The sequence below is a fragment of the Burkholderia sp. AU45251 genome, assembly GCF_030482905.1.
Lineage (GTDB): Bacteria > Pseudomonadota > Gammaproteobacteria > Burkholderiales > Burkholderiaceae > Burkholderia > Burkholderia aenigmatica.
This window is the reverse complement of sequence record NZ_JAUJQH010000001.1, coordinates 1398178-1422535: the sequence shown is the minus strand read 5'-3', so window position 1 is coordinate 1422535 and position 24358 is coordinate 1398178. Positions and strand designations below refer to the sequence as shown.

The following is a 24358-nucleotide window of genomic DNA, read 5'->3' as shown; positions in this document are numbered from 1 at the left end:
TCTTCAGTGGACAAGACTTGCGGGATGAAAATGGCTGCCGTGGCGATGCGTAAGCCGACGCTTGAGATAAAGGGGCGGTGATGGAGCTCACGATACGTCCGATGGAAGTTGATTTTGTCTATGACGAGCTGGATACGAACGCGATCACGTTCAGGCTGGCGGATGGCTATTTCTCCATTCAAACGTGTGTCTATCTTGAAGACGACGAACGGCTGAACGAGCCGATGGTTGAGTTGAGCGATCAGGGCGCGCAAAGTGGCGGGTTGGTGGGGGTTCTTGTTTGTCCACGCGAGATATCACTGCAGTTTCAGGAAAGCCTTTGCTTTCTCGATGAATGCTCGTCGATATCGATTGTGTTTGATGAACTTGTCGATGTGACGTTGGTGGATTTTTTTGTCAATCATCTGTTCCTTGGGGATATTTTGATCTATGGCGACGATTTCGACGCCTCGAAAAAAGTGATCCAGACCAGGAAGAGGGACTACCTTTGAGGTGCTCGAGGCGCGTCATCTCATGCCATTTTCCAATTGGAGCGTGGATGGCTTGGTGAGGAATCTGCGCCAGCAGGACTGGGCGAAGCGCGGACGAGAGCCTGCCGCGGTCCAGGCGTTCGACCGAGTCAAAGCGGACGGGAACAGGTAGGGGCTTGTACACGCGTGTGGCAGCCCGCGTGGGTGGGGAAATAGGCGTGTCTTGCACTGGATGCAGCCGCTGCAGACCGCCCCAACGCATCACCAGGCGATATTGCAGGACGACCGCGACGTCCCCGCACCGCCAGTGGCCGTGCAACGCGTCCCCGCGCCGTTGTCGTAGAACGTCCGCGTCTCCGGCTGCGGCACCGAAGGATCGAACGGATTCGGCGCGCCATGCGGACCACGCGCCGTGTCGTACGGCCGCTGCGGCGCATACGAACCGCCACTGGTAGCCGGCCGCGAGCCGTTCGCGCGCAGATATTCATTCCAGTTCTGCTCGCGCTGTTCATGTCCAGGCACGGCGCGACCAAAACTTTCGCTGCCGCCTGCGCCGAGCGCGACGCGGCTCGAGGGCAATGCCCAATCGGGCTCGCGCTCGGACGAAGGCGGCGGTGCCACAAGCGCATCGCCTGACACACGCAACGGCCGCGTATCCGGCGTATCGAACGGCGTGCGTTCCACGGGTGCAGCGTACTGCGCGCGGCGGTGGTTCATGCGCGCCGCATGCCCGTCATCCCGCGCAGCAGCCCACCGCTCCGAGCGAAACACATTGGCACCCGCCGGCCGATCGGCCAGCGAATCGCGTCCCGACGCATCGGCGGTGGAAACAGAAACAGAAAGAGCAAGCGCGCACGCGATCGCGGCGGCGGAAGAAAAGCGAAAGGGGTGATTCATCAGCGTTCCGAAGCAGGTGATATGCGATGAGAAAAAACGGCAGATCACTGGCTGGCGGCTGGGCGACGGACGGGCGTCGAAGCAGCCCTGAAGCGTCCGCGAAACGCGGCGTGCGCGACTCACAGGAAGGCTGGCTGGATTGCAGAAGCGAATTCGTATTATTTCATGAAAATAACAATCAGCTTCCAGATGTTTAGTTTTATTTGTAAACAGAAAGATTTGCCGCCTCGACCGAGCGCCCCGAATGAGTGCCCGCCCAGGTAATCATCAGTCGATTGATTTTAAACAATCCGACCCTGAGTAGCCCAAAAATGCAACGCTCGGCATCGACATTCGCTGAACCCCAAGCGCAGCAAGGCAACCCGCCAAACCGACCCACTTCATAGCAACCGAATTGCACTCCAGGCAAACGTTCTCGCGCTTCGCAAGGTTGCGCCCCAATCGCTACCGCCTATCCCGAAAACCTCCGTGTTTTCCCTCGGTCGACCGGCATTTTTGACAGACGATTTAAAAACGCCCATATAATTTCGACTGCCTTGCCAACGGCTGTCGGACCATCCCTCCGATCAAGCGGTTTGGCAAGCGGGGCAGGCGAAACGCTTGCGCAATGCAAGACGCATCACGATGTCTTTCCGAACCAGACGTCCCCTTTGGGGACTGCAAGAGCCGGGCCCCGCTACGCAACATTCCGCCGGAGTTCCGTCTTCTATGTGTCTCGGGCGTGTCCCATGTCCTCGCCCCGGGTGCTGTTCGATTGCGCAAGTCATGCCGCCTTTGCCCGTATGACTAACAACATCGAGGAGCTCCTGATGACGCTGTCCCGTCTTACGTCCATTTCCGTCGCCGCCGTGCTGTTCGCCGCCGGCGCCGCCGCCGCGCAAGCGGAAACCGTGAAGATCGCCATCGCTGGTCCGATGAGCGGTTCGGTCGCCCAATACGGCGACATGGTGAAGGCCGGCGCGCTGACCGCGATCGAGCAGGTCAACGCTGCAGGCGGTGCGGGCGGCAACAAGTTTGAAGTCGTGATGATGGACGACGCATGCGAACCGAAGCAGGCCGTCGCCGTCGCCAACAAGATCGTCAGCCAGAAGATCAAGTTCGTGATCGGCCACGTGTGCTCGGGTTCGACGATCCCCGCGTCCGACATCTACGAGAACGAAGGCATCGTGATGGTCACGCCGTCGGCCACCGCGCCGCAGCTGACGGAAGGCAAGAAGCGCCACTTCATCTTCCGCACGATCGGTCGTGACGACCAGCAAGGCCCGGCCGCCGCGCACTTCATCATCAACAACGTGAAGCCGAAGAAGGTCGCTGTGCTGCACGACAAGCAGTCGTACGGCCAGGGCATCGCATCGTCGGTGAAGAAGGACCTCGAAGCCGCGAAGATCCCGGTCGTGCTGTTCGAAGGCATCAACGCCGGCGATTCGGACTACTCGGCGATCATCACGAAGCTGAAGTCGCAAGGCGTCGATTTCGTCTACTTCGGCGGCTACCACCCGGAAATGGGCCTGCTGATGCGCCAGGCGCGCGAGCAGGGCGTGAAGGCCACGTTCATGGGGCCTGAAGGCGTAGGCAACAAGGACGTGACGGCGATCGCCGGCCCGGCCTCGGAAGGCATGCTCGTCACGCTGCCGGCCGACTTCTCGGCCGATCCGGCCAACGCGGGCCTCGTGAAGGCATTCGCGGACAAGAAGCGCGATCCGAACGGCCCGTTCCAGATGCCTGCGTACGCAGCGGTGAAGATCATCGCCGACTCGATCGCAGGAGCGAAGTCGACCGATCCGACCAAGGTCGCCGCGTACATGCACAAGACGACGTTCGACACGCCGATCGGCAAGGTCGCGTATGACGCCCAGGGCGACCTGAAGGCGTTCAAGTTCGTCGTGTACACGTGGCACAAGGACGCGACGAAGACCGCCGCCAAGTAAGACGGAGTACCCGCCCGCGCATTCCGCCCTGTCCGCGACCCGGACGGGGCGGGTGCGTATTGTCCGCGCATCTGCCCATTGCGCGGCCACGGGGCGGCCCGAGACGACACCGTGCGTTGCGCGCGGCCGCGCCGTGATCCGGCGACGGCAGGCGACATGGCGCCAACGGGAGCTTCCCGCACATGACTGACTTCTTTCCGCAATTCGCCCAGCAACTGGTCAACGGCCTGACGCTGGGTGCGATCTATGCGCTGATCGCCATCGGCTATTCGATGGTCTACGGCATCATCGGCATGATCAACTTCGCCCACGGCGAGATCTACATGATCGGCGCGTACGTGGGCCTCGTCACACTCACTGCAATCGGCATCTCCGCCGGCTATCCGCTGCCGCTCGTGCTCGGCGCCGCACTGATCGTGTCGGTGATCGTCACCGGGCTGTACGGCTTCGCGGTCGAGCGCGTCGCGTATCGGCCGCTGCGCGGCGGCCCGCGTCTCGTGCCGCTGATCTCCGCGATCGGCATGTCGATCTTCCTGCAGAACTACGTGCAGATCGGCCAGGGCGCGCGCGACGTGTCCGTGCCGGTGCTGATCTCCGGCGCGTTCGACATCCATCTCGGCGGCGACTTCGACGTGACCATTCCGTATGCGCGCCTCTTGATCGTCTGCGTGACGATCGTGCTGATGATCGCGCTCACGCTGTTCATCTCGCATTCGCGGATGGGCCGTGCGTGCCGCGCGTGCGCCGAGGACATGAAGATGGCGAACCTGCTCGGCATCGACACGAACCGCGTGATCTCGTTCACGTTCGTGCTCGGCGCGATGCTGGCCGCCGTCGGCGGCGTGCTGATCGGGCTGACGATCGGCAAGCTGAATCCGTATATCGGCTTCGTCGCGGGCATCAAGGCGTTTACCGCCGCGGTGCTCGGCGGGATCGGCAGCATTCCGGGTGCGATGCTCGGTGGCGTGCTGCTGGGCCTCGCGGAAACCTTCGCAGCGGGCTACATGCCGGCCGAGTACAAGGACGTCGTCGCGTTCGGCCTGCTCGTGCTGATCCTGCTCTTCCGCCCGACCGGCCTGCTCGGCAAGTCGGACATCGAAAAGGTTTGAGGGAGACGCAGATGAGTCAAGTCATTTCCGTTCGCCGCCCGGCCGCCGATGCTTCGATCGGCCAGACGCTGAAAAATGCCGTGGCCGCCGCGTTCCTGACGGCGATCCTCACGATTCCGGTGCTCGGGCTGCAGCTGAAGCTCGACGGCTATCAGGTGGTGCTCACGCCGCATTGGCGGCCGGTGTGGATCGCGGTCGCGGCCGTGTTCCTGTTCCAGTTGTTCAAGCCGTGGCTCGTGCGCGCGAAATCGGCGGTGAAGCTGCCGGCGATGCCCGCGATGGGCGCGCAGCAGCAGCGCGTGATCGTATGGGTGCTGCTCGCGGTCGGGCTCGTGTGGCCGTTCTTCGGCTCGCGCGGCGCGGTGGACGTCGCGACGCTCGCGCTGATCTACGTGATCCTCGGCCTCGGGCTGAACATCGTGGTCGGTTTCGCGGGGCTGCTGGATCTCGGCTACGTCGGGTTCTACGCGGTGGGCGGCTACACGTACGCGATGCTGAACCAGTATTTCGGGCTCACGTTCTGGGAGTGCCTGCCGCTCGCCGCGATCGCGGCTGCGACGTTCGGCTTCCTGCTCGGCTTCCCGGTGCTGCGGCTGCGCGGCGACTATCTCGCGATCGTCACGCTCGGCTTCGGCGAAATCATCCGCCTGATGGCGAACAACCTGACGAGCCTCACGGGCGGCCCGGACGGCATCTCGGGCATTCCGAAGCCGACCGTGTTCGGCTACGAGATGGCGCGCAGCGCGAGCGTCGAAGGCGCGAAGACGTTCCATGAGCTGATCGGGCTGGAATACAGCGGCGACCACGTCGTCATCTTCCTGTACCTGATCGCGCTCGTGCTCGTCGGCTTCACGCTGTTCGTCACGAGCCGCCTGATCCGCATGCCGATGGGCCGTGCGTGGGAAGCGCTGCGCGACGACGAGATCGCGTGCCGTTCGCTGGGCCTGAACCCGACCCGCATCAAGCTGTCGGCGTTCACGCTCGGCGCGGCGTTCGCGGGCATCGGCGGCGCATTCTTCGCGGCGCGTCAGGGCCTCGTGAATCCTGAATCGTTCACCTTCATCGAATCGGCGCTGATCCTCGCGATCGTCGTGCTCGGCGGGATGGGGTCGCAGCTCGGCGTGATTCTCGCGGCGATCCTGCTGACCGTGCTGCCGGAAGTCGCGCGCGGCTTCGCCGAGTACCGGATGCTGATCTTCGGTCTCGTGATGGTGTTGATGATGATGTGGCGTCCGCAGGGCCTGCTGCCCGCGAGCCGCCCCCACGTGGAGCTGCCGCAATGAGCGCGAATGCAGAACTGTTGAAGGTCGCCGGGCTGCAGATGCGCTTCGGCGGGTTGCTCGCGGTGGACGGCATCGATTTCGACGTGCGTCGCGACGAAGTGTTCGCGATCATCGGGCCGAACGGTGCGGGCAAGACCACGGTGTTCAACTGCGTCGGCGGCTTCTACAAGCCGACCGGCGGCGACGTCGTGCTCGACGGCCACGCGATCGGCGGGCTGCCGAGCCACAAGATCGCGTTGAAGGGCCTGGTGCGGACGTTCCAGAACATCCGCCTGTTCAAGTCGCTGACCGTCGTCGAGAACCTGCTCGTCGCGCAGCATCGCAAGGTGAAGGCGGGGCTGCTGCACGGCCTGTTCGCGACGCCGGCCTATCGTCATGCCGAGAAGGAAGCGCTCGAACGCGCGGCGGTGTGGCTCGACCGGATGGGGCTGACGTCGGTGGCCAACCGGCCGGCCGGCACGCTGTCGTACGGGCACCAGCGGCGTCTGGAGATCGCGCGCTGCATGATCACCGAGCCGCGCCTGCTGATGCTCGACGAGCCGGCGGCCGGTCTCAACCCGCAGGAGAAGATCGAGCTGCAGCACCTGATCGACAAGCTGCGCCGCGAGTTCGGCGTATCGGTGCTGCTGATCGAACACGACATGAGCCTCGTGATGGGCGTATCGGACCGCATCCTCGTGATGGAGCACGGCCGGCCGATCGTGATCGGCACGCCGGAAGCGGTCCGCAACGACCCGCGCGTGATCAAGGCGTATCTGGGGGAAGAGTGATGCTGAAGCTGGAACAGGTCCATACGCACTACGGCGCGGTCGAAGCGCTCTCGGGCGTGTCGATCGAGGTGAACAAGGGCGAGATCGTCACGCTGATCGGCAGCAACGGCGCCGGCAAGACGACGCTGATGATGACCGTGTGCGGCACGCCGCGCGCATCGTCGGGTCGCGTGATGTTCGAGGGCAAGGACATCACCGGGATGTCGACGCACCAGATCATGCGGCAGGGGATGGCGATCTCGCCGGAAGGGCGGCGCGTGTTCCCGAGCCTGACGGTGCTCGAAAACCTGAAGATGGGCGGCTTCTTCGCGAGCCGTCACGAGATCGACGACGGCATCGAGCACGTGTTCAAGCTGTTTCCGCGCCTGAAGGAGCGCGCGACGCAGCGGGCCGGCACGATGTCGGGCGGCGAGCAGCAGATGCTGGCGATCGGCCGCGCGCTGATGAGCAAGCCGCGCCTGCTGCTGCTCGATGAGCCGACGCTCGGCCTCGCGCCGCTCGTGATCGCGCAGATCTTCGACATCATCCGCATGATTCGCGACGAAGGCGTCACGGTGTTCCTCGTCGAGCAGAACGCGAACAAGGCGCTCGGCGTGGCCGATCGCGGCTACGTGCTCGAAACGGGGCGCGTGGTGCTCGCGGATACGGGCGCGAACCTGCTCGCGAACGACCGGATCAAGCAGGCTTACCTCGGCGGGTGACGCCGGATGCCGCCGGCCTGCAACGGGCCGGCGGTGCTTCTTCTTTCGCTTTCTCATGCAAGGCCGGTTCCCGGCCTTGTCTTCACAGTCCGATCCTGAACGTGCTTTTCAATATGTCGCGCAGATGCAGCGCGGCACGATTGCTGTCGTCCGTCAGGATGGTGATCAGGTGCGGCGGGAGATCGGGCAGCACGATCCCGTCGACGTGGCTCGTCAGGTTGCCGGACACGCGATCGTGTTCGATGAGGCCGACCGCGAGGCCGTTGGCGATACACGCCTCGACTGCCGGCGAACTGGCGCTCTCGAGCAGCATCCGGTGCGCGATCTTCGCTTTCTTCAGCGCGTTCAGCGCGGTCTCGCGGTACGGGCAGCCCTGCAGTTGCACGGCGATCGGCAGCGGCGCGTCGGGATTGAACTTGAAGGTTCGCGCGGCTACCCACACCGGATGCGTCTTGCTGAGCAGCTCGCCGTGCGGCGGCACTTTCGGCACCACGGCGATCGTGATGTCCAGCTGCCCGCGGGCGAACAGCGACTGCAGCTCCTCGCTGGCGCGCGCTTCGACGGTCAGTTCGAGCAGCGGCCGGTCGGCGGCGAAGCGCGGCAGGAATTCCGCCATGAAGTGCGCGGCGTACGAATCGGGGATGCCGAGGCGCAACTTGCCGGTCAGCATCTGCGGCGACAGCGATTCGACGAGCCGGTCGTGGCTCAGGAGAAACTCGGTGGTGTCGCTCAGCAGCTTGTGGCCGAACTGGGTGAGTTCGACGGCCTGGTTGTTTCGCGTAAACAAGCGCTGCGCAACCATTTCCTCGAGCTTCTGAATCTGCGCGGTGACCGACGACGGGCTGCGATTCACATGAACGGCCGCATCCTTGAAGCGGCCGAGCTTCGCGACGGCGTGGAAGGTGCGCAGCAGGTCGACGTCCAGGGTACGCGGCATGATTTGGTTTTTCCGAATCAGTGATTCAGGTAATGTCGATTGACGGAATTATTGGGCATCCCATATTCTCGGGTCAACAGGCAGGCAACGGCAGGGATCAGCTGGGCATGCGGCACACCGACGGCCCCCGCGTCGTGCTGAACATCGCGCCGTCGGATCGATCCGGCTACGACGGCGGAAACCTTCTGTTCTACGAATCGACCGCGGAGACGTTCGACCGCCACGATCGCGAACGCCGGTATTCCGCACACGATCGTCAACTGGCTGGCGCTGCAGCGCAGCCTTCAGGCGCGACGCCGAATGGCAGTACCGGCGCCTCGGGCTCGAACCGATTCGCCCGGAGGATCTGGAAGACCCGCGCCGGTCCCCGCTAACCTTCTGAGAACCGTCGCCCCATGCAGCTATTCCTGCTCCAGCTCGTTTTCGTGTTGTCGTGGAGTTCCGGCTTCATCGGCGCCAAGCTCGGCGCGGAGACGGCCGGCGCGTTCAACCTGCTGTTCTGGCGGTTCCTGCTCGTCACGCTCTGTCTGGCGATCGTCCTCAACCGGCAGCTCGGGCGCCTGACGTGGGAGAAGCTCCGCTATCACGCGGTGATCGGCTTCCTGTCGCAGTTTCTCTATCTGGCCTGCGTGTACGTGGCGATTCAGCATGGCCTGCCGCCCGGCATCGCCGCGATCGTCGCCGCGTTGCAGCCGCTCATCACGGCCGCGATGACGGCGTTGGAAGGCAGCGAGCGCAGCGGGGCGCGCCAGTGGGCCGGGCTCGTCGTCGGGTTCGTCGGCGTGGGGATCGTGATCGGCGGGCAATATGCGCTGCCGGCCGGGTCGGTCGGGCTCGTCATGTACCTGCTGCCGCTGGTGTCCGCGTTGGGGCTGTCGATCGCGACGATCTATCAGCGCCGCCGTGCGTTGACGGCCGCGCGCAGCGACGAGGACGGGCTGTTCCTGCCGCTGTTCGTGCAGGGCTGCGTGAGCCTCGTGCTGTTCGCGGCGTGCGGGATCGTCACGGGCGACCTGCATGTGCCGACCCAGCCGAACGTGTGGGTCTCCGTCGTGTGGCTGACGGTGTTCTCGACCTTCATCGCGTACCTGTCGTTGTGGGCGCTGCTCAAGCGCATGCCCGCGACGCGCGTGGCAACCCTCGTCTATCTCGAGCCGCCGGTGACGCTGACCTGGGCCGCGTGGATGTTCGGCGACCGGATCGAGGTGTCGACCTATCTCGGCATCGTCGTCGTCGCGATCGGCGTGTGGCTGGCCGGCAAGCAGGGCGAGCGGCCGGCGCGGGCGCGGCGGGCGGACTTGGAGGCGGCCGGCCGCTGACGCCCCTGGTTGCGCGTGCGGTTCCGGTGTAGCGTCGCGGTACTGTCACGCCCCGTGGAGGAACCCGATGAAGGTCAAACGGATCGTCGCCAACATCGACACGCGATCGGTCGACGACGCAAAGCGCTTCTACCAGCGGATCTTCGGCCTCGACCTGCTGATGGACCACGGCTGGATCGCGACCTACGGCAACGACGAGCAGATGGACGTGCAGATCAGCTTCGCGTCGCAGGGCGGGGCGGGTACGCCGACGCCCGATCTGTCGATCGAGGTCGACGACGTCGATGAAGCGCTCGCGCGCGTGCATGCGGCCGGGATTCGCGTCGAATACGGCCCGGCCGACGAGCCGTGGGGCGTGCGGCGGTTCTACGTGCGCGATCCGTTCGGCAAGCTCGTCAACGTGCTCGCGCATCGCTGATCCGCCACGCGAAGGCGGCTGCGGCGTTCACGCATGCAACGCCAGCCCCTTCACCGCTTTTTCCACCGCCTTCTTCGGCCCGCGCAGCGCCAGCCCGACGAGGTCGAGATGCTCGGCATCCCCCGCACGAAACACCTCGCGGTTGGCCGCGTCGTGTCCGGTCGAAAACATCGCGTGCACGTAGGGCACGATCGTGAGTTCGCGCGACAGCGCCTGCCGATGCGCGGCCTGCAGCCCGTTCAGATCGGCCGCGAACACCAGCATCGGCTGGCCCAGCATGCGGCCGTAGCGGCGGCCCGCCGCGTCCTCGTATGGCTCGCCGAGCGCTTCAGGCGCTTCGGCCGCGACCCCCGTCGCGAGAAATGCGACGACGTTGAGTTTCTGCCACGCCGCGAGATCGTCGCGCACGATCAGCGCCACCTTCGTATCGAACATGATTGCTCCTCATAGAGACGCTCATGATCGGATGCGGTGCGCGATCAGTCTGGAACGTTTGTGCAGAGTTGCCGGTACGCGGCCGGCGTGATCCGGTAGGCGCGGCGGAACCACCGGCCCAGGTGGCTCTGGTCGGCGAAGCCGACGTCCGCGGCCGCCTGCGCGGGCGTGCGGCCGGCGGCCAGCAGCCGGCGCGCGGCGCGCAGCCGCAAGCGCACCAGGTACGCGTGCGGCGACGTGCCGAACGCACGCTGGAACAGCCGCGTCAGCCGGAACCGGTCGATTCCGGCGACGCTGGCCAGCTCGTCGAGACCGACGTTGCCGTCCATGCGTTCATGCAGCAGATCGCGCACGCGCGCGATCGCGGGTGGCACGATGCCGATTTCCAGCGAGAGCGGGGTGCGCAGTTCGCCACCGAGCCGCATCAGCAGGCGGTCGAGCGTCTGGTCGCGCGCGAGCTTGCCTTCGTTGCCGTGGATCGCGAGAAACGCGTGCCGGATCGCGTCGACGAGGCCGCGATCGTCGACGAGCGTATGGCCGAACGACGCCTCGACACCGCAGAGCCCCGGCAGGTCGAGCCGGCGCGCGGCACGCTCGACCCATGCTTGCGGCAGGTACAGCATCCCGTAGGTGAAGCCGCCGGCTTCGGGCGCATGGCCGTCGTGCAGCGCGCCCGGCTCGATCAGGATCGCGCGGCCCGGCACGCTCGTGTGTACCGACCGATGGCACTGGAATTGCTGCACGCCTTGTTCGGTGAAGCCGACCAGCATGTCGTCGTGATCGTGCGCGTCGTACGCATGGCCGGTGAAATGCGCGTGCAGGCTCTCGATGCCGGTTTCCATATCGCGCCGCGCGACGAGCCAGTGGTCGGGCTCGCCGGCAGGTTGCGCCGCTATCGTCATCGCTTGCCTCACGGGTTGTCGTTGCCTGCCCGTCAGTGTACGCAGGTCGCGGGCGCCGGGCGGGCCGGCCACGCGGTTGCTTGCATCCTGCCGATCCTTCGGCTCGCCCCATGATAAGATCGCGCGCTTTCCGCGCCGGCACCGTCTGCCCGACGGCCGCGGGCCGCTAACGAACCCGCGAGGATTGCATGTCCCAGATCATCGTCGAAGGCCTGGCGAAGACCTACCGCATCGCGGAGCGGCAGCCCGGCATGCTTGGGCTGCTGCGCCGCCGCTGGCGTGAAGTCGAAGCGCTCAAGGACGTCAGCTTCAGCCTGCGGCGCGGCGAGCTGCTCGGTTTCATCGGGCCCAACGGGGCCGGCAAGTCGACCACCATCAAGATCCTGTCCGGCATCCTGCGGCCGACTTCCGGCAAGGTGGTCATCGACGGCCGCGTGCCGTTCGACGACCGCATCGCGCACGTCGCGCGCATCGGCGCGGTGTTCGGGCAACGCAGCCAGTTGTGGTGGGACCTGCCCGTCATCGACGGCTTCGACCTGCTGCGCGACATCTATCGCGTCGATCCCGGCGCCTACCGCCGCACGCGCGACGCGCTCGTCGCGATGCTGCGCCTCGACAGCCTGCTCGACCAGCCGGTACGCCAGTTGTCGCTCGGGCAACGGATGCGCGCCGAAATTGCCGCGGCGCTGCTGCATGAGCCGCCGATCCTGTTTCTCGACGAGCCGACCATCGGCCTCGATGCGCCGTCGAAGCTCGCGGTGCGCGAATTCGTCAAGATGCTGAACCGCGAGCGCGGCGTGACCGTATTGCTGACGACGCACGACATGCACGACATCGAGGCGCTCGCGGAGCGCGTGATCGTCATCGGGCATGGCCGCGTGCTGGCCGACCAGCCGTTCGACGCGCTGCGTGCCGGCGTGCTGTCCGACCGCCGCATCCTGGTCGATTTCGCGGACGAAGCACCGGCGCTCAACATCGCCGGTACGCAGTTGCTGCGACGCGAGGGGCGCACGGCCGAGCTCGCGTTCGATCCGGGCGTCATCGGTGCGCCCGCGCTCGTCGCGCGCATCGCGGCCGAGCATGCGGTCGAGGACATCCGCGTCGAGCAGCCGGCGATCGAGGAGGTCATCGCGCGCTTCTACCGCCTGCATGGCGCGACGGAAGCCTGAGCCGATGGACGTCCTGCGCCCGTACGCCGCGGCCTTCTCGGCACGCTTCAAGACCCTGCTCCAGTATCGCGCGGCCGCCCTCGCGGGCTTCACGACGCAATGCTGGTGGGGCGCGCTCAAGGTGATGATCTATGCGGCGTTCTATCGTCACGCGACGCACGCGCATGCATCGATGACGCTCGAGCAGGTGACGACCTACACGTGGATCGCGCAGGCGCTGTTCGCGCTGCTGCCGTGGGCCGGCGACCCCGATGTCGCGGCCGCGGTGCGGACCGGCGCGGTCAGCTATGACCGGCTGCGCCCGGTCGATACGTACACGTGGTGGTACGTGCGGGCGATGGCGTGGATGAGCGCGCGGGCGCTGCCGCGGGTCCTGCTGATGTTCGTCGCGGCGGCGATCGTGCTGCCGCTCGCCGGGTTCGGCGAATGGGCCTGGCAGCCGCCGGCGGACGCCGCGCGGGCCGCGCTGTTCGTCGTGTCCGTGATGCTGATGATCGGGCTCGCCGCCGCGTTCGTGATGCTGCTCAACCTGTGTATCGCGGCGACGCTGACCGATCGCGGGATCAACACGCTCGCGCCCGCGTTCGTGATCCTGTTCTCGGGCAACCTGATTCCGCTCGGCCTGTTTCCGGATTGGCTGCAGCCGCTGCTGATCGCCCAGCCGTTCGCCGGGATGCTCGACATCCCGTCGCGGATCTACATCGGCACGCTGAGCGGGGGCGCGGCCTGGGCCGGGCTCGCGCTGCAGGCGTTCTGGATCGTCGCCTTCGTCGCGCTTGGGCGCACGGCGATGCACCGCGTGATGGCGCGGCTTCACCTGCAGGGAGGCTGAACCGATGAATACCGCCCGCCTGCTGTCCCGCTACTTCGCCACCTCGATCCGCGCCCAGCTCCAGTATCCGGCCTCGAGCCTGATGCTCGGCGCGGGCACGTTCCTGACGACCCTCATCGAACTGGTCGGCATCTGGGCACTGTTCGACCGCTTCGGCGACGTGCAGGGCTGGCGCTTCGGCGACATCTGCATGTTCTTCGGGATGGTCAGCGTCAGCTTCGCGATCGCCGATTTCATCAGCCGCGGGTTCGACGTGTTCGGCAGCGACTTCATCCGCACGGGCGATTTCGACCGCCTGCTGCTGCGCCCGCGCACGGCCACGTTGCAACTGATCGGCCATGACTTTCGGTTGCGCGTGATCGGGCGGCTGCTGCAGGGCATCGTCGTGCTGGTCGTCGCGACGCGCGCGCTCGATTTCGACTGGAACGCCACGGCGATCGCGCTGGCCCTGTGGACGATCGCCGGCGGCGTCGCGCTGTTCTTCGGGCTGATGGTGCTGCAGGCCACGCTCGCGTTCTGGACCGTCGAGAGCCTGGAAGTCGTCAATGTCGTCACGTACGGCGGCGTTCAGGCCGCGCAGTTCCCGATCAGTCTTTATGCGGGCTGGCTCCGTCATTTCCTGACGTTCGTCGTGCCGATCGCGTGCATCGCGTACTTCCCGGTGCTGGCGATCCTCGGCAAGCCCGATCCGCTCGGCGCGCCGGGCTGGTTCTTGCCGCTCGCGCCGGCGGTTGCGTTCGTGTTCCTCGGCGCGTGCTTCGTCGCGTGGCGGTTCGGGGTGCGCAAATATACGTCGACGGGTACCTGAGCGGCGCACGAGCGCCCGTGATGCGCGACGCGCCACTGCCGGCGCGTCACGCGCGACTTGCGTCGACACCGAAGCGTGTCGATCGATCGGGAATCCGGATCTCGTTTCCGTCGCGCCAGGCCGTCGAACCGGCTCGACGGAACGTGCCGCAGCGGGGCAGGGCGTTGCCGCACGCCGTTACAACGCGCGTGCGATCGCCTGCTCGAGCAACGACAACCCGAGATCGATCTCCGCTTCGCTGACCGTCAGCGGCGGCGCGATCCGGAACACGCCGCCCATGCCGGGCAACTGCACGATGTTCATGCTGAGCCCGAGATTCATGCATTCGCGCGTGATCTTCGTGCCGAGCCCGTCCGCCGGTTCCTTCGTGCGGCGATCCTTGACGATCTCGACGCCGAGCAGCAGCCCGCGTCCGCGCACGTCGCCGATGCAGTCGAAGCGTTCCATCAGGTCGAGCAGGCCGCGCCGGAGCCGGTCGCCCATCAGGTTCGCCCGTGCGACGAGTCCGTCGCGCTGCACCACGTCCAGCACGCGCAGGCCGACGGCCGCCGGCAGCGGATCCGACACGTGCGTCGTGTAGAACAGGTAGCCGAGTTCATGCGCGCGTTCCTCGATCTGCGCGGACGTGACGATCGCCGCGAGCGGCAGCCCGGCGCCGAGCGTCTTCGATAGCGTCAGGATGTCGGGCGTCACGCCGTCGCGCTGGCACGCGAACATCGTGCCGGTGCGCCCGACGCCGGTCTGTGCCTCGTCGAGGATCAGCAGCATCCCGCGTTCCTCGCACTTGCGCTTGAGCGCTGCCATATAACCTTCCGGCAATTCGATGATCCCGCCCGAACTGAGGATCGGCTCCGCAATGAAGGCCGCGAGGTTGCCGCTCGACTGGCGATCGATCAGGTCGAACGCGTAGTCGAGTTCGGCGAGGAAGTCGGTGGTGCCGTTGCGCTCGAAGCGCGGCCGGTACGCGAACGGCGCCGGAATCGCGAACGAACCGACGGCGGCCGGGCCGACACCCTTGCGGCCGGCGCTGTACGTGGCCGACGCGGCCGCGCCCGTCATCCCGTGCCACGACTGCGCGAAGCCGACGATCTCGTACTTGCCGGTGACGAGCTTCGCCATCCGGATCGCCGCTTCGTTCGATTCCGCGCCGGTGCTGAGCAAGAGCGCGCGATCGAGCCCGGCGGGCGTGATGTCGGCGAGGCGCGTCGCGAGGTCGACGACCGGCCGCGACAGCATTCCGCTGAACAGGTGGTCGAGCTTGCCCGCGTATTCGCCGATCACGGACACGATCTCCGGATGGCTGTGGCCGAGCACCGCGCTCATCTGGCCCGACGTGAAATCGAGGATCGCGCGGCCGTCCGCGTCGTACACGAAGCTGCCTTTCGCGCGCTCGATGATCAGCGGCTCGAACGTGCCGCCGTAGCGGACCAGGTGCTGCCTGGCGTTGCGCCAGAAGGTCGGGTCGTCGTTCAGGGACATCGGGCGTCTCCAGACAAGGGGCAAGGGGCAGGGAACAGGGGGCGCTTGCAGTCTAGGCGCGCGTCTGATTTGATGGAAACGAATAGTTCTTATGCAAGGTAGAAAAGGAGCTAATACCTTGGCACTTTCGCTCGAAATCGACCTGCTGCGCTCGTTCGTTGTGGTCGCCGAGGTGCGCGCGCTCAGCCGCGCGGCCGCGCGGGTCGGCCGGACCCAATCCGCGCTCAGCCAGCAGATGAAGCGGCTCGAGGAGGTCGTCGATCAGCCGCTGTTCCAGCGCACCGGGCGCGGCGTGGTGCTGACCCATCCGGGCGAGCGGCTGCTCGTGCATGCGCAGCGCATCCTGCGGCTGCACGACGAGGCGATGGCCGACCTGTGCGGCACGGGGTTGTCGGGGACGATCCGCTTCGGGTGCCCGGACGATTACGCGGAGGTCTGGCTGCCTTCGCTGCTGCGGCAGTTTTCGAGCCAGCATCCGCAGGCGATCGTCGAAGTCGTATGCGGGCCGACCCCGCGGCTCGTCGAACAGCTGGAGAAACGCGCGGTCGACCTGGCGATGATTTCATTGCCGGACGATGGCGAGCACGACGACATCATTCGCCGCGAGCAACTGGTCTGGATCGGCTATCCGGGGCTCGAACCCGCGCATTTCGATCCGTTGCCGCTGGCGCTGTCCGATCGCGACACGCTCGATCACGTCGCGGCCTGCGATGCGCTCGATCGTGCCGGCCGCGATTACCGCGTCGCGTATGCGAGCAGCAGTCTCGCGGGGCTGATCGCGCTGGTGCGTTCGGGGCAGGCGTTCGCGGTGATGACGCAGACGGCGGTGCCGGCCGACCTGGCGATCGTCACCGGCGATCCGCGCTTGCCGCCGTTGCCGGCCGTGGGCATTGCGCTGAGGTTCGACCGCAAGCGGCCGTCGCATCTGACGGCGGCGTTCGCCGAGCATATCCGGCTCACGCTGCCGCTGTTGTGATCCACGCGGCCGCCGCGATGACGGATCACTCGACCGTCGACGAGGCCGATATCTTTGCCGAGCCGCGAGCATCGGCCACCGCCGCTACATCGCGCACGTGGATCGCGCTGCCTGCCCGACAACCTGACCGGGACGGCCGGCGCCACGGAGGACCGGAGGATTGCACGCACCGACCCGGGGTTCCGGCAAGTTGTCAGAAAATGTAAATGAGAGGTATTATCATTTGCGGCAAGTGCCGCGACCGCGTCGTTTCTTTCGATGTCGCGGCCATTTCATTCGATCGGGCGCCTGTCGTGCGGCCCCGGCCCGGCCGGACCATCGGCCGGTTGCCGCCGGCGCGCGCCGGGCTGCGCGTGCCGCCTAACCAACGGACCTCCGATGAGCTCGACCTCCTTCGCTTCGTCACGACGTCATCCGCCGGTGCTCGTCCCCGGTAATCATCCGGGCGTGATGCACATCGATGCGGGCATGAAACTCGTGAGCGGCACGCTGTGTTCGGACAGCCGCGATTGGTACGAGGAGCCGCTCGAAAAAGGGCTGAAGCTCGTCCTCGTGCAGAGCGGGCAGTTGCGCTGCCGCGTGCCGGGCCAGCCCGAGCAATGCATCAAGGGGCCGGGCCTGTGCGTGATCGCCAACGACGGCGAATTCACGACGCACCAGATCTACGATCGCGACATGCCGTTGCGTTACACGATCGTGCAGCTCGGTGTCGATGCGCTCGACCGCGACCTGAGCCTGCTGCCGGAGACGATGCTCGCGCCGGCGGGCAGCGATCCGCGCATCGTCAGTTGCCCGGCGTCGAAGGCGCTGCAGGCGCTTGCGGTGCAGATTGCAACGTGTCAGTTCGAGGGCGCGGTGCGCGAGTACTACCTGAAGGCCAAGGCCTTCGAGCTGACCGCGCTGAGCGCGCAGTTGCTGGCGACGCAGCGGCAGTTCGCGCCGGCCGACGTGCGCGTCACGTCGTCGGACGTGGAGCGCGTGTATGCGGCGAGCGACATCCTGACGCGCGAGTTGCAGCAGCCGCCGACGCTCGACGCGCTCGCGGGCCGCGTCGGGATGAATTCGCGCAAGCTGACCGCCGGTTTCCGCAAGGTGTTCGGCGCGAGCGTGTATGCGTACCTGCAGGAATACCGGTTGCGGACCGCACACGCGATGCTGTGCGCGGAGGACGCGAACGTGTCGACCGTCGCGTACCGCGTCGGCTACAGCCCCGCGCATTTTTCGATTGCGTTTCGCAAGCGCTACGGGATTTCGCCGAGCGATATTCGTGCGTCGTCGAACGCGATTGACGACGTCGAACCGGCGCGCGCGGCAATCTAAAGCAACTGACCGGCAGCCTAAAACAATCGACCGTGCTCATGGGTGTGGGTGAGATAGATTTTCATCCACGGGTGGCCGCCGCCGAGCGGATCCGCCATCGAACGACCCATGCAAGGCGTGCTCATGAGCCAGACCGCTGTCGATGCCGGAATCGATCATTCCGGTCCTTCCTGTTTTTCTCCCATTACCTTTCGCTCGCCGTTCGTCGCGATGATCGCGGCGCTGCCGCTCGCCCGTTCGCGGAAAACGTTCCGCGCACCGCGCTTCAGCCGCGTCGCGCATACACCGCGCATGGCCGAACTCGCGTGCCTGCCGACGCGCAGCCGGCCGCAGGCGGCCGTGCGCGCGGTCGATCGGCTCGTGTCGGGCGAAGGGCTGCAGGTGTGCAACCCGCGCAGCGGCGACGTGACGCGCGTCTGGCGGCACCTGGCCACGCAGCTCGGCTTTCCGGAGCAACTGCCGGGCAACGCGTGCGCGGCCAGGCTCGGCATGCTGCTGGAGCGTGCCGCATGAAGGGGCCGTTGCTTTCGATGTTGCGGCCGTTCGCGGTGCCGCTCGCGGCGGCGGTCGTGCTGCAGGCGCTGGCGGGTGTCGCATCGCTCGTGCCGTGGCTCGCGCTCGGCCGGGTCGCCGACGCGTGGCGCGCGACGGCGCAGCTCGACGCGACGGCACGCGGCTGGCTCGTCGCGGCCGTGGTGGCCGGTGTGGGCTGGCTGGGCGGCCAGACGATCGCGCTGCACCTGACGCATCGTGTCGACGCCGATCTCGCCGATCGCTTGCGCAGGCGCCTCGCCGATCATCTGCAGCGCTTGCCGCTCGGCTGGTTTGCGCGCGCGGGCAGCGATCGCGTCGCGCGTCACGTCGACCAGGACGTGCGCGCGCTGCACCAGCTCGTCGCGCATGCGCCGGCCGACCTCACGCAACTGATCGTCGTGCCGTGTGCAGCGCTCGCATGCCTGCTTTACCTGAATCCCGTGCTGCTCGCATGGGCGCTCGTGCCGCTCGTCGCGGGGGCCGCGCTGTTCCGCTGGATGCGTTCAGTGCGGTTCGCACCGGCCGTCGCGGCGCGCAATGCGGCGCTCGAACAACTGATGGGCGATTACGCACAGCTCGCGCAGAACCCGGCGCTCGTGCGGCAGTATCCGGGCGCCGGCATCGAGGCGGCCGCGCTGGCGTCGACCGGGCGCTTCGAGCAGGCGTTTTCAGCATGGGTCGGCCGCGTCGGCGGGCCGGGCGCCTGCACGCAGGTGCTGCTCGGCACGCCGTTCCTGCTTGCCTGGGTCGTATTCGGTGCGACGTGGCTGACGGCCGGCCGTCAGCCGGTCGGCGAACTGTGCGTGTTCGCGCTGCTGATCTGGGCAGTCGCCGCGCCGGTGCGTGCGCTCGGCCACGGTGCCGACGCACTGCGCGAAGCGCGCGCGGCCGCCGCACGCCTCGATGCGTTGCTCGCCCAGCCCGGCTTGCCCGAGCCAGTCGATGGCGCTGCACAGGTGCCACGCGACGCGTCGGTCGAACTGAGCGGCGTGAGTATCGACATCGACGGCGCGCCGATCCTGCGCGATATCGACGCGACGATCGCGGACGGCACGACCACCGCGATCGTCGGGCCATCGGGCGCGGGCAAGAGCACGCTGCTGATGCTGCTCGCGCGCTTCATGGATCCGGACCGCGGCACGGTGCGGCTCGGCGGCGCCGATCTGCGGCGGCTCGCGTCGGATACGCGGCGCGAGCAGGTGGCGATGGTGTTCCAGCAGGCCGCCGCACTCGACGCGTCGATTGCGACGAACATCGCGCTTTACCGGCCGGACGCCGATCGCAACGCGATTCGCGCAGCCGCGCGCGCAGCCTGCCTCGACGAACGCATCGACGCGTTGCCGGGCGGCTACGACTGCGTGTGCGGGCGCGACGTGCGGCTGTCCGGCGGCGAACTGCAGCGGCTGGCGATTGCGCGCGCGCTGCTGTCGCCCGCACCGGTGCTGCTGCTCGACGAACCGGCCTCGGCACTCGATCCGCAAACCGGGCGCGCGTTGCGCAATGCGTTGCGCGGCGACGCGCGCACGCGCGTGATCGTCAGCCACGATCTCGACGCGATCCGGCATGCGGACCAGATTCTCGTGATGGATCGCGGCCGCATCGTCGAGCGCGGCACGCATGCGGCGCTGCTGGCCGCGCGCGGGCTGTATGCGCGGCTATGGAGCGAACGCGGCGCCGCGGGCGGGGAGGCCGCCTGATGATGAAGTCGCTCAAACGTTTGCAGTGCTTGCCATCCGAAACGCGTCGCGCGCTGTGGCGCGGCGCCGGCTGGGCGGTGGCGGCCGCGTTGCTCGACGGCGCCTGCGGGTTGCTGCTCGTGCCGTTGATCCGCGCATGGTTCGCCGGCGTGCACGCGGCCGTGCTGCACTGGACGATCGCGCTCGGCGCGCTGACGCTGTGCCACGCACTCGTGCTGTACGTCGCGCAACGCGGCGGCTATCGCGCGGGCGGCGCGCTCGCGGCCGGTCTCGTCGAACGCCTCGTGCGGCACCTGCCGCGCATCGCGTCGTGGCAGGCCGTGCGCGACACGCATCCGGCCGGGTTGTTGCGCGGGCCGGTCATGCAGGCGATGGGGATTCCGGCGCACCTGCTCGGGCCGTTGATCGGCGCGGTCGTGACACCGCTCGCGGTCGTCGCGGGGCTCGCATGGATCGACTGGCGCATCGCGCTGTGCCTTGCGGCGGCGGCCGTGCTGTTGTTCGCGCTGCTCGAACGCGGTGGCACCCGCACGCTCGCGTTCGAGCAATCGCGCGCGTCAGGCGATCGCGGCATGGCCGTGCAGCTTCAGACCTTCGCTGCCCATCAGGGGCTGTTGCGCTTCGCGGGACAGGAAGGCGACGCGCGCGCGGCTTTGCAGCACGCGTTCGACGAGCAGCATCGCCGCACGCGTGCGCTGATGCGGCGCTCGCTGCCGATCGAACTCGGCTTCGCGGGCGCGGTGCAGGGCGTGTTCGTCGCGATGCTGGTCGGCGGCACGTGGGCCGTCTCGACCGGCCGGCTCGATGCCGCGACGGCCGTGGCGGTGCTCGTGCTGCTCGTGCGCTTCATCGAGCCGCTCGCGCAGCTCACGCAGCTCGACCAGGCGCTGCGCGGCGGTTGGCGCGCGCTCGACACCGTGCTCGCGGTGCTGCACGCGCCGCGTTTCGACAGCCCCGAGCGTGGCACGCCGGTACACGATGCGAGTGTCGACGCGGTTCGCGTCGGCTACCGGTCGGCCACCGGCGCGACGTTGCTCGACGGCGTCGACCTGCATTGCCCGGCGGGCGGCTTCGTCGCGATCGTCGGCCCTACGGGGGCCGGGAAGAGCACGCTGCTGGGCCTGCTCGCGCGGCTCGACGATCCGGACGCCGGGCGCGTGCTGCTCGGCCGCACCGACGTGCGGCACCTGAGCGAGGCGACGCTCGCCGCGACGCGCAATCTCGTGTTCCAGGATAACGGGCTGTTTCGCGGCAGCCTCGCGTGGAACGTGCGGATGGGCCGGCCGGACGCGTCCAATGACGAACTGCGCGCCGCGCTGGACGCGGTCGGCCTGCTGCGCGACGCCGAGCGATTGCCGGACGGGCTCGAATCCGGCGTGGGGCCGGGCGGCCAGTTGCTGTCGGGCGGGCAGCGCCAGCGTGTGTGCCTGGCGCGCGCGCTGCTGGCGCGTGCGCCGGTGCTGATGTTCGACGAGCCGACCGCGAGCCTCGACGAGCTGAGCGCGCGTCGCGTGCGCGACAGTCTCGTCGCGCTGCGCGGGCAGCGTACGCGCGTCGTCGTCACGCACCAGCCGACGCTCGCGGCCGCCGCCGACACGATCGTCGTGCTCGACGGGGGCCGGGTGCGGGCGACCGGCACGCATGCGCAGCTGGTCGAGACCGATGCGTGGTACGCGACATTCGCCCGCGCCGGGCGGCCGCCCGACTCGGTCCCGCTCACCGATGCGGATACGGACGCGGATGCCCGGCCGGCCGAATCCGCGCACTGACGTGAACAATGCGATCCGGCGTGCCCGGAATCGATAGGAAAAGCCCCTCGATCGAAAAATCGCCCGCCGGTTCTATTTGATAATGAGAACGATTATCAAATACGGGGGCGTGAATGCGGTACGAGGTGCTGGAACCTGGGAGATCAAAGACGAAGGGCGCGTGCGTCGCCCGCTTCGGGCGAGGGCGCTGGCGTCCGTCGCTGTATCTCGGCTTGCTGATCGCCGCGCATCCGGCGGCGGCGTTCGCCGATACGGTGCCGGCGTCGGCGGCTGGCACGGAAGTCCGGAAGGAAGAGGCGACCGCCGTGAAGCCCGCCGCGGGTGAGCTGAAAGCGATTTCGGTGACCGCGTCGCGCGGCGTGGCCGACGATCCGTCGGTGGCGACGGTCGGCAAGATGCCGCTGGCGTTGCGGGAAATTCCGCAGTCGGTCAGCGTGACGACGCGCGAGCGGATCGACCAGCAGAACCTGTACTCGCTCGACGAGGTGATGCAGCAATCGGCGGGCGTGACGGTGCAGCCCTACGTGCTGCTCACCACCGCGTACTTCGTGCGCGGCTTCAAGGTCGATTCGTTCGAATTCGACGGTGTGCCGATCGTGATCGGCGACATGGCGAGCGCGCCGCAGGACATGTCGGTGTACGAGCGCGTGGAAATCCTGCGCGGCGCGAACGGCCTGCTGCACGGCTCGGGCAACCCGGCCGCGACGGTCAACCTCGTGCGCAAGCGGCCGCAGTACCAGTTCGCCGCGAATGCGAGCGTGAGTGTCGGCAGCTGGGACCGCTATCGCGCGGAAGCCGACATCGGCGGGCCGCTCAATGCGGCGGGCACCGTGCGCAGCCGGCTCGTCGCCGCCTACGAGGATCGTCACTTCTTCTACGATCACGCGAAGCAGGATACGCGGTCGATCTACAGCGTCACGGAAGTCGATGTGACGCGCGACACGCTGCTCACGTTCGGCGCGCAGTACCAGACGACCCGATCGGTGCCCGACATGTCCGGCGTGCCGATGGCGCGTGACGGATCGAGCCTCGGCCTGTCGCGCTCGACGTTCCTCGACACCGCGTGGGGCAGCTTCGACTGGGACACGACGCGCGCGTTCGGTTCGGTCGAGCAGAAGCTCGGCGGCGGCTGGAAGGCGAAGGTGAGCGGCGAATACCAGAGCGTGCGCTCCGACCTGAAGTACGCGGGCGCGTTCGGCGCGATCGATCCGGCGACCGGCGCGGGCGGCGCGCTGACGGGCGGCGCGTACCGATTCAGCACCTACAGCCGCAGCCTCGATGCGAACGTGCAGGGCCCGGTGCATGCGTTCGGGCTCACGCACGACCTGATGTTCGGCGTGACCTACGCGAACAGCAGCAGCGGGCAGATGTCGGCGCAGCTGCTCGGCGACGTGTCCGGCACGCCGGTGAACGTGTACCGCTGGAACCCGGACAGCGTGCCCGAGCCGGGCGTCGGCCCGTACCAGCAGTCGCAGCAGAACGACGTTTCGCAGAAGGGCGTGTACGGGCTCGGCCGCATCAAGCTCGCGGAACCCGTCACGCTCGTGCTCGGCGGCCGCATGAGCTGGTGGAACCAGGACAGCCTCGGCGCGCACTACAACACCGGCCACCAGTTCACGCCGTACGGCGGGCTGATCTGGGATTTCGCGCGCGACTGGTCGTGGTACGCGAGCTATGCGGAAGTGTTCCAGCCGCAAACCAAGTCGATGTGGGGCGGCGGCATCCTGACGCCGGTGAAGGGGCGCACCTACGAGACCGGCGTGAAGGGCGAACTGGCGGGCGGCAAGCTGAACGTGTCGCTCGCGGCGTTCCGCATCGATCTCGACAACAACCCGCAGGTCGATCTCGCGCATCCGTGCGCGGGGCCGAACTGCTACTACGTTAACGGCGGCAGCGTGCGCAGCCAGGGCTTCGAGTTCGAGGCGAACGGCCGCATCACGCCGTGGTGGAGCGTGTGGGCGAGCTACACGTACGACACGATGAGTTATGCCGACAACCTCGCGAACGCGGGCTCGTTCGCGCCGCTGCTGAACCCGCGCCACCTGTTCCGGCTGTGGACCAACTACGACCTGCCGTGGCAGGAGCGGCGCTGGAGCGTCGGCGGCGGCGTGCAGGTGCAGAGCAACTACTCGGCGCAGGCGAACGGCGTCACGCTGAGCCAGGGCGGCTACGCGCTCGCGAGCGTGCGGCTCGGCTACCGCTACGACAAGCACTGGAGCGCGGCGCTCAACGTCAACAACCTGTTCGACCGCAAGTACTACCTGAGCCTGAGCCAGCCCGGCTGGAACAACCGTTACGGAGAACCGCGCAACGTGATGCTGACCGTGCGCGGGCAGTTCTGATGGCGGGCGGCTGGGGGACGCGGGCGGCGCTCGCGATCGGCGGCGTGCTGCCGGGCGCGGTCGCGCTCGCGGTCACGCTGGCCCGTCATTACCCGGCCGACGGCCTGAACCGGCTCTATGCGGCCGTGTTGCTGTCGCTTGCCGCGAGCGTCGCCGCGCTGCTGTGGGTGCTCGTCGCGCCCGGGCGGCGCCAGGCCGTGTGGCGCGCGGGTGCCTGGCTCGCGGTGCTCGTGCCGTGCGCGATGTTCTGGGGAGGGCGCTGA

At 67.4% G+C, this 24358-nt stretch carries 22 protein-coding genes and 2 pseudogenes; 19 read left to right on the top strand and 5 right to left on the bottom strand.

Annotated features, from left to right (window positions below; all coding sequences use genetic code 11):
- Positions 1 to 101: 101 nt before the first annotated feature.
- Positions 102 to 491, top strand: a complete 390-nt coding sequence (locus QZM67_RS06310; protein WP_089452084.1) for a hypothetical protein — start codon at positions 102 to 104, stop codon at positions 489 to 491.
- 240 nt (positions 492 to 731) lie between these two features.
- Here the strand turns inward: QZM67_RS06310 and QZM67_RS06305 are convergent, their stop codons facing one another.
- Positions 732 to 1367: a hypothetical protein gene (locus QZM67_RS06305; RefSeq protein ID WP_301801424.1), complete on the bottom strand. Its 636-nt coding sequence runs from the start codon at positions 1365 to 1367 to the stop codon at positions 732 to 734.
- Between the two features lie 809 nt (positions 1368 to 2176).
- On the opposite strand from QZM67_RS06305, the gene QZM67_RS06300 reads away from it, so the two are divergent.
- From QZM67_RS06300 to QZM67_RS06280, 5 genes are all read left to right on the top strand, one after another.
- A complete protein-coding gene (locus tag QZM67_RS06300; RefSeq protein WP_043180283.1) occupies positions 2177 to 3295 on the top strand; it encodes a branched-chain amino acid ABC transporter substrate-binding protein in 1119 nt (372 codons plus the stop codon).
- A gap of 182 nt (positions 3296 to 3477) precedes the next feature.
- Positions 3478 to 4404: a high-affinity branched-chain amino acid ABC transporter permease LivH gene (gene livH / locus QZM67_RS06295; RefSeq protein ID WP_043180281.1), complete on the top strand. Its 927-nt coding sequence runs from the start codon at positions 3478 to 3480 to the stop codon at positions 4402 to 4404.
- 11 nt (positions 4405 to 4415) lie between these two features.
- Positions 4416 to 5687 (top strand): high-affinity branched-chain amino acid ABC transporter permease LivM, encoded by a 1272-nt coding sequence (locus tag QZM67_RS06290; protein WP_043180279.1) that lies wholly within the window; start codon positions 4416 to 4418, stop codon positions 5685 to 5687.
- Positions 5684 to 6457, top strand: coding sequence for a high-affinity branched-chain amino acid ABC transporter ATP-binding protein LivG (gene livG, locus QZM67_RS06285; RefSeq protein WP_043180278.1), 774 nt, complete (start codon positions 5684 to 5686; stop codon positions 6455 to 6457). The genes QZM67_RS06290 and livG overlap by 4 nt, the downstream gene beginning before the upstream one ends.
- Entirely contained in the window at positions 6457 to 7158 is a 702-nt protein-coding gene (locus tag QZM67_RS06280) for an ABC transporter ATP-binding protein (protein ID WP_301801281.1), read from the top strand. Before livG ends, QZM67_RS06280 begins: the two co-directional genes overlap by 1 nt.
- A gap of 82 nt (positions 7159 to 7240) precedes the next feature.
- Here QZM67_RS06280 and QZM67_RS06275 read toward each other — a convergent pair whose 3' ends face one another.
- Positions 7241 to 8095: a LysR family transcriptional regulator gene (locus QZM67_RS06275; RefSeq protein WP_301801280.1), complete on the bottom strand. Its 855-nt coding sequence runs from the start codon at positions 8093 to 8095 to the stop codon at positions 7241 to 7243.
- An 89-nt stretch (positions 8096 to 8184) separates the two neighbouring features.
- On the opposite strand from QZM67_RS06275, the pseudogene QZM67_RS06270 reads away from it, so the two are divergent.
- The 3 genes and pseudogenes from QZM67_RS06270 to QZM67_RS06260 form a co-directional block, all read left to right on the top strand.
- Positions 8185 to 8477, top strand: a pseudogene (locus QZM67_RS06270) (2OG-Fe(II) oxygenase); the annotation flags it as partial.
- 13 nt (positions 8478 to 8490) lie between these two features.
- Positions 8491 to 9414, top strand: a complete 924-nt coding sequence (locus QZM67_RS06265; protein ID WP_301801279.1) for a DMT family transporter — start codon at positions 8491 to 8493, stop codon at positions 9412 to 9414.
- Positions 9415 to 9481: 67 nt separating this feature from the next.
- A complete protein-coding gene (locus QZM67_RS06260) occupies positions 9482 to 9832 on the top strand; it encodes a VOC family protein (RefSeq protein WP_301801277.1) in 351 nt (116 codons plus the stop codon).
- A 27-nt stretch (positions 9833 to 9859) separates the two neighbouring features.
- Here the strand turns inward: QZM67_RS06260 and QZM67_RS06255 are convergent, their stop codons facing one another.
- The gene (locus QZM67_RS06255; RefSeq protein WP_175021281.1) at positions 9860 to 10267 is read right to left on the bottom strand and encodes a DUF2000 domain-containing protein; all 408 of its coding nucleotides are present in this window, start codon (positions 10265 to 10267) and stop codon (positions 9860 to 9862) included.
- A 44-nt stretch (positions 10268 to 10311) separates the two neighbouring features.
- Complete coding sequence (locus tag QZM67_RS06250; protein ID WP_301801422.1) at positions 10312 to 11169, bottom strand: AraC family transcriptional regulator; 858 nt, start codon at positions 11167 to 11169, stop codon at positions 10312 to 10314.
- Between the two features lie 188 nt (positions 11170 to 11357).
- Here QZM67_RS06250 and QZM67_RS06245 point away from each other — a divergent pair, with 188 nt between their 5' ends.
- From QZM67_RS06245 to QZM67_RS06235, 3 genes are read left to right on the top strand one after another with little or no spacing between them, the layout of a single operon-like run.
- Positions 11358 to 12338 carry an ATP-binding cassette domain-containing protein gene (locus QZM67_RS06245; protein ID WP_301801276.1) on the top strand — a complete coding sequence of 327 codons (981 nt, stop codon included), beginning with the start codon at positions 11358 to 11360 and terminating at the stop codon, positions 12336 to 12338.
- Positions 12339 to 12342: 4 nt separating this feature from the next.
- Complete coding sequence (locus tag QZM67_RS06240) at positions 12343 to 13170, top strand: ABC-2 family transporter protein (protein WP_175021284.1); 828 nt, start codon at positions 12343 to 12345, stop codon at positions 13168 to 13170.
- 4 nt (positions 13171 to 13174) lie between these two features.
- A complete protein-coding gene (locus QZM67_RS06235) occupies positions 13175 to 13978 on the top strand; it encodes an ABC transporter permease (protein WP_175021285.1) in 804 nt (267 codons plus the stop codon).
- Positions 13979 to 14155: 177 nt separating this feature from the next.
- Here the strand turns inward: QZM67_RS06235 and QZM67_RS06230 are convergent, their stop codons facing one another.
- Positions 14156 to 15457: an aspartate aminotransferase family protein gene (locus QZM67_RS06230; protein ID WP_301801274.1), complete on the bottom strand. Its 1302-nt coding sequence runs from the start codon at positions 15455 to 15457 to the stop codon at positions 14156 to 14158.
- Positions 15458 to 15548: 91 nt separating this feature from the next.
- Between QZM67_RS06230 and QZM67_RS06225 the strand changes: the two genes are divergently transcribed.
- The 7 genes and pseudogenes from QZM67_RS06225 to QZM67_RS06195 all read left to right on the top strand — a co-directional run bounded on the left by QZM67_RS06225 (position 15549) and on the right by QZM67_RS06195 (position 24358).
- On the top strand, positions 15549 to 16433 hold the full coding sequence (locus QZM67_RS06225) for a LysR family transcriptional regulator (protein WP_301801272.1): 885 nt from the start codon (positions 15549 to 15551) through the stop codon (positions 16431 to 16433).
- Positions 16434 to 16811: 378 nt separating this feature from the next.
- The gene (locus QZM67_RS06220; RefSeq protein ID WP_301801271.1) at positions 16812 to 17753 is read left to right on the top strand and encodes a helix-turn-helix transcriptional regulator; all 942 of its coding nucleotides are present in this window, start codon (positions 16812 to 16814) and stop codon (positions 17751 to 17753) included.
- A gap of 327 nt (positions 17754 to 18080) precedes the next feature.
- A pseudogene (locus QZM67_RS39900) lies at positions 18081 to 18266 on the top strand (oxidoreductase); the annotation flags it as partial.
- On the top strand, positions 18263 to 19984 hold the full coding sequence (locus tag QZM67_RS06210) for an ABC transporter ATP-binding protein (protein WP_301801269.1): 1722 nt from the start codon (positions 18263 to 18265) through the stop codon (positions 19982 to 19984). The pseudogene QZM67_RS39900 and the gene QZM67_RS06210, both read left to right, overlap by 4 nt.
- Positions 19984 to 21753: an ABC transporter ATP-binding protein gene (locus QZM67_RS06205; protein ID WP_301801268.1), complete on the top strand. Its 1770-nt coding sequence runs from the start codon at positions 19984 to 19986 to the stop codon at positions 21751 to 21753. Before QZM67_RS06210 ends, QZM67_RS06205 begins: the two co-directional genes overlap by 1 nt.
- A 113-nt stretch (positions 21754 to 21866) precedes the next feature.
- Positions 21867 to 24095 (top strand): TonB-dependent siderophore receptor, encoded by a 2229-nt coding sequence (locus QZM67_RS06200; protein ID WP_301801267.1) that lies wholly within the window; start codon positions 21867 to 21869, stop codon positions 24093 to 24095.
- Positions 24095 to 24358, top strand: coding sequence for a hypothetical protein (locus QZM67_RS06195; RefSeq protein ID WP_175021291.1), 264 nt, complete (start codon positions 24095 to 24097; stop codon positions 24356 to 24358). The genes QZM67_RS06200 and QZM67_RS06195 overlap by 1 nt, the downstream gene beginning before the upstream one ends.

What these genes read in the sequence shown, in the direction of transcription:
- QZM67_RS06195 (WP_175021291.1), top strand. Translation starts at nt 24,095, where the DNA reads ATGGCGGGCGGCTGGGGGACGCGGGCGGCGCTCGCGATCGGCGGCGTG.
- QZM67_RS06230 (WP_301801274.1), bottom strand. Translation starts at nt 15,457, where the DNA reads ATGTCCCTGAACGACGACCCGACCTTCTGGCGCAACGCCAGGCAGCAC.
- livH (WP_043180281.1), top strand. Translation starts at nt 3,478, where the DNA reads ATGACTGACTTCTTTCCGCAATTCGCCCAGCAACTGGTCAACGGCCTG.
- QZM67_RS06290 (WP_043180279.1), top strand. Translation starts at nt 4,416, where the DNA reads ATGAGTCAAGTCATTTCCGTTCGCCGCCCGGCCGCCGATGCTTCGATC.
- QZM67_RS06260 (WP_301801277.1), top strand. Translation starts at nt 9,482, where the DNA reads ATGAAGGTCAAACGGATCGTCGCCAACATCGACACGCGATCGGTCGAC.
- QZM67_RS06310 (WP_089452084.1), top strand. Translation starts at nt 102, where the DNA reads ATGGAAGTTGATTTTGTCTATGACGAGCTGGATACGAACGCGATCACG.
- QZM67_RS06250 (WP_301801422.1), bottom strand. Translation starts at nt 11,169, where the DNA reads ATGACGATAGCGGCGCAACCTGCCGGCGAGCCCGACCACTGGCTCGTC.
- QZM67_RS06300 (WP_043180283.1), top strand. Translation starts at nt 2,177, where the DNA reads ATGACGCTGTCCCGTCTTACGTCCATTTCCGTCGCCGCCGTGCTGTTC.
- QZM67_RS06280 (WP_301801281.1), top strand. Translation starts at nt 6,457, where the DNA reads ATGCTGAAGCTGGAACAGGTCCATACGCACTACGGCGCGGTCGAAGCG.
- QZM67_RS06245 (WP_301801276.1), top strand. Translation starts at nt 11,358, where the DNA reads ATGTCCCAGATCATCGTCGAAGGCCTGGCGAAGACCTACCGCATCGCG.
- QZM67_RS06305 (WP_301801424.1), bottom strand. Translation starts at nt 1,367, where the DNA reads ATGAATCACCCCTTTCGCTTTTCTTCCGCCGCCGCGATCGCGTGCGCG.
- QZM67_RS06225 (WP_301801272.1), top strand. Translation starts at nt 15,549, where the DNA reads ATGCAAGGTAGAAAAGGAGCTAATACCTTGGCACTTTCGCTCGAAATC.
- QZM67_RS06265 (WP_301801279.1), top strand. Translation starts at nt 8,491, where the DNA reads ATGCAGCTATTCCTGCTCCAGCTCGTTTTCGTGTTGTCGTGGAGTTCC.
- QZM67_RS06200 (WP_301801267.1), top strand. Translation starts at nt 21,867, where the DNA reads ATGCGGTACGAGGTGCTGGAACCTGGGAGATCAAAGACGAAGGGCGCG.
- QZM67_RS06220 (WP_301801271.1), top strand. Translation starts at nt 16,812, where the DNA reads ATGAGCTCGACCTCCTTCGCTTCGTCACGACGTCATCCGCCGGTGCTC.
- QZM67_RS06240 (WP_175021284.1), top strand. Translation starts at nt 12,343, where the DNA reads ATGGACGTCCTGCGCCCGTACGCCGCGGCCTTCTCGGCACGCTTCAAG.
- QZM67_RS06255 (WP_175021281.1), bottom strand. Translation starts at nt 10,267, where the DNA reads ATGTTCGATACGAAGGTGGCGCTGATCGTGCGCGACGATCTCGCGGCG.
- QZM67_RS06275 (WP_301801280.1), bottom strand. Translation starts at nt 8,095, where the DNA reads ATGCCGCGTACCCTGGACGTCGACCTGCTGCGCACCTTCCACGCCGTC.
- livG (WP_043180278.1), top strand. Translation starts at nt 5,684, where the DNA reads ATGAGCGCGAATGCAGAACTGTTGAAGGTCGCCGGGCTGCAGATGCGC.
- QZM67_RS06210 (WP_301801269.1), top strand. Translation starts at nt 18,263, where the DNA reads ATGAAGGGGCCGTTGCTTTCGATGTTGCGGCCGTTCGCGGTGCCGCTC.
- QZM67_RS06205 (WP_301801268.1), top strand. Translation starts at nt 19,984, where the DNA reads ATGATGAAGTCGCTCAAACGTTTGCAGTGCTTGCCATCCGAAACGCGT.
- QZM67_RS06235 (WP_175021285.1), top strand. Translation starts at nt 13,175, where the DNA reads ATGAATACCGCCCGCCTGCTGTCCCGCTACTTCGCCACCTCGATCCGC.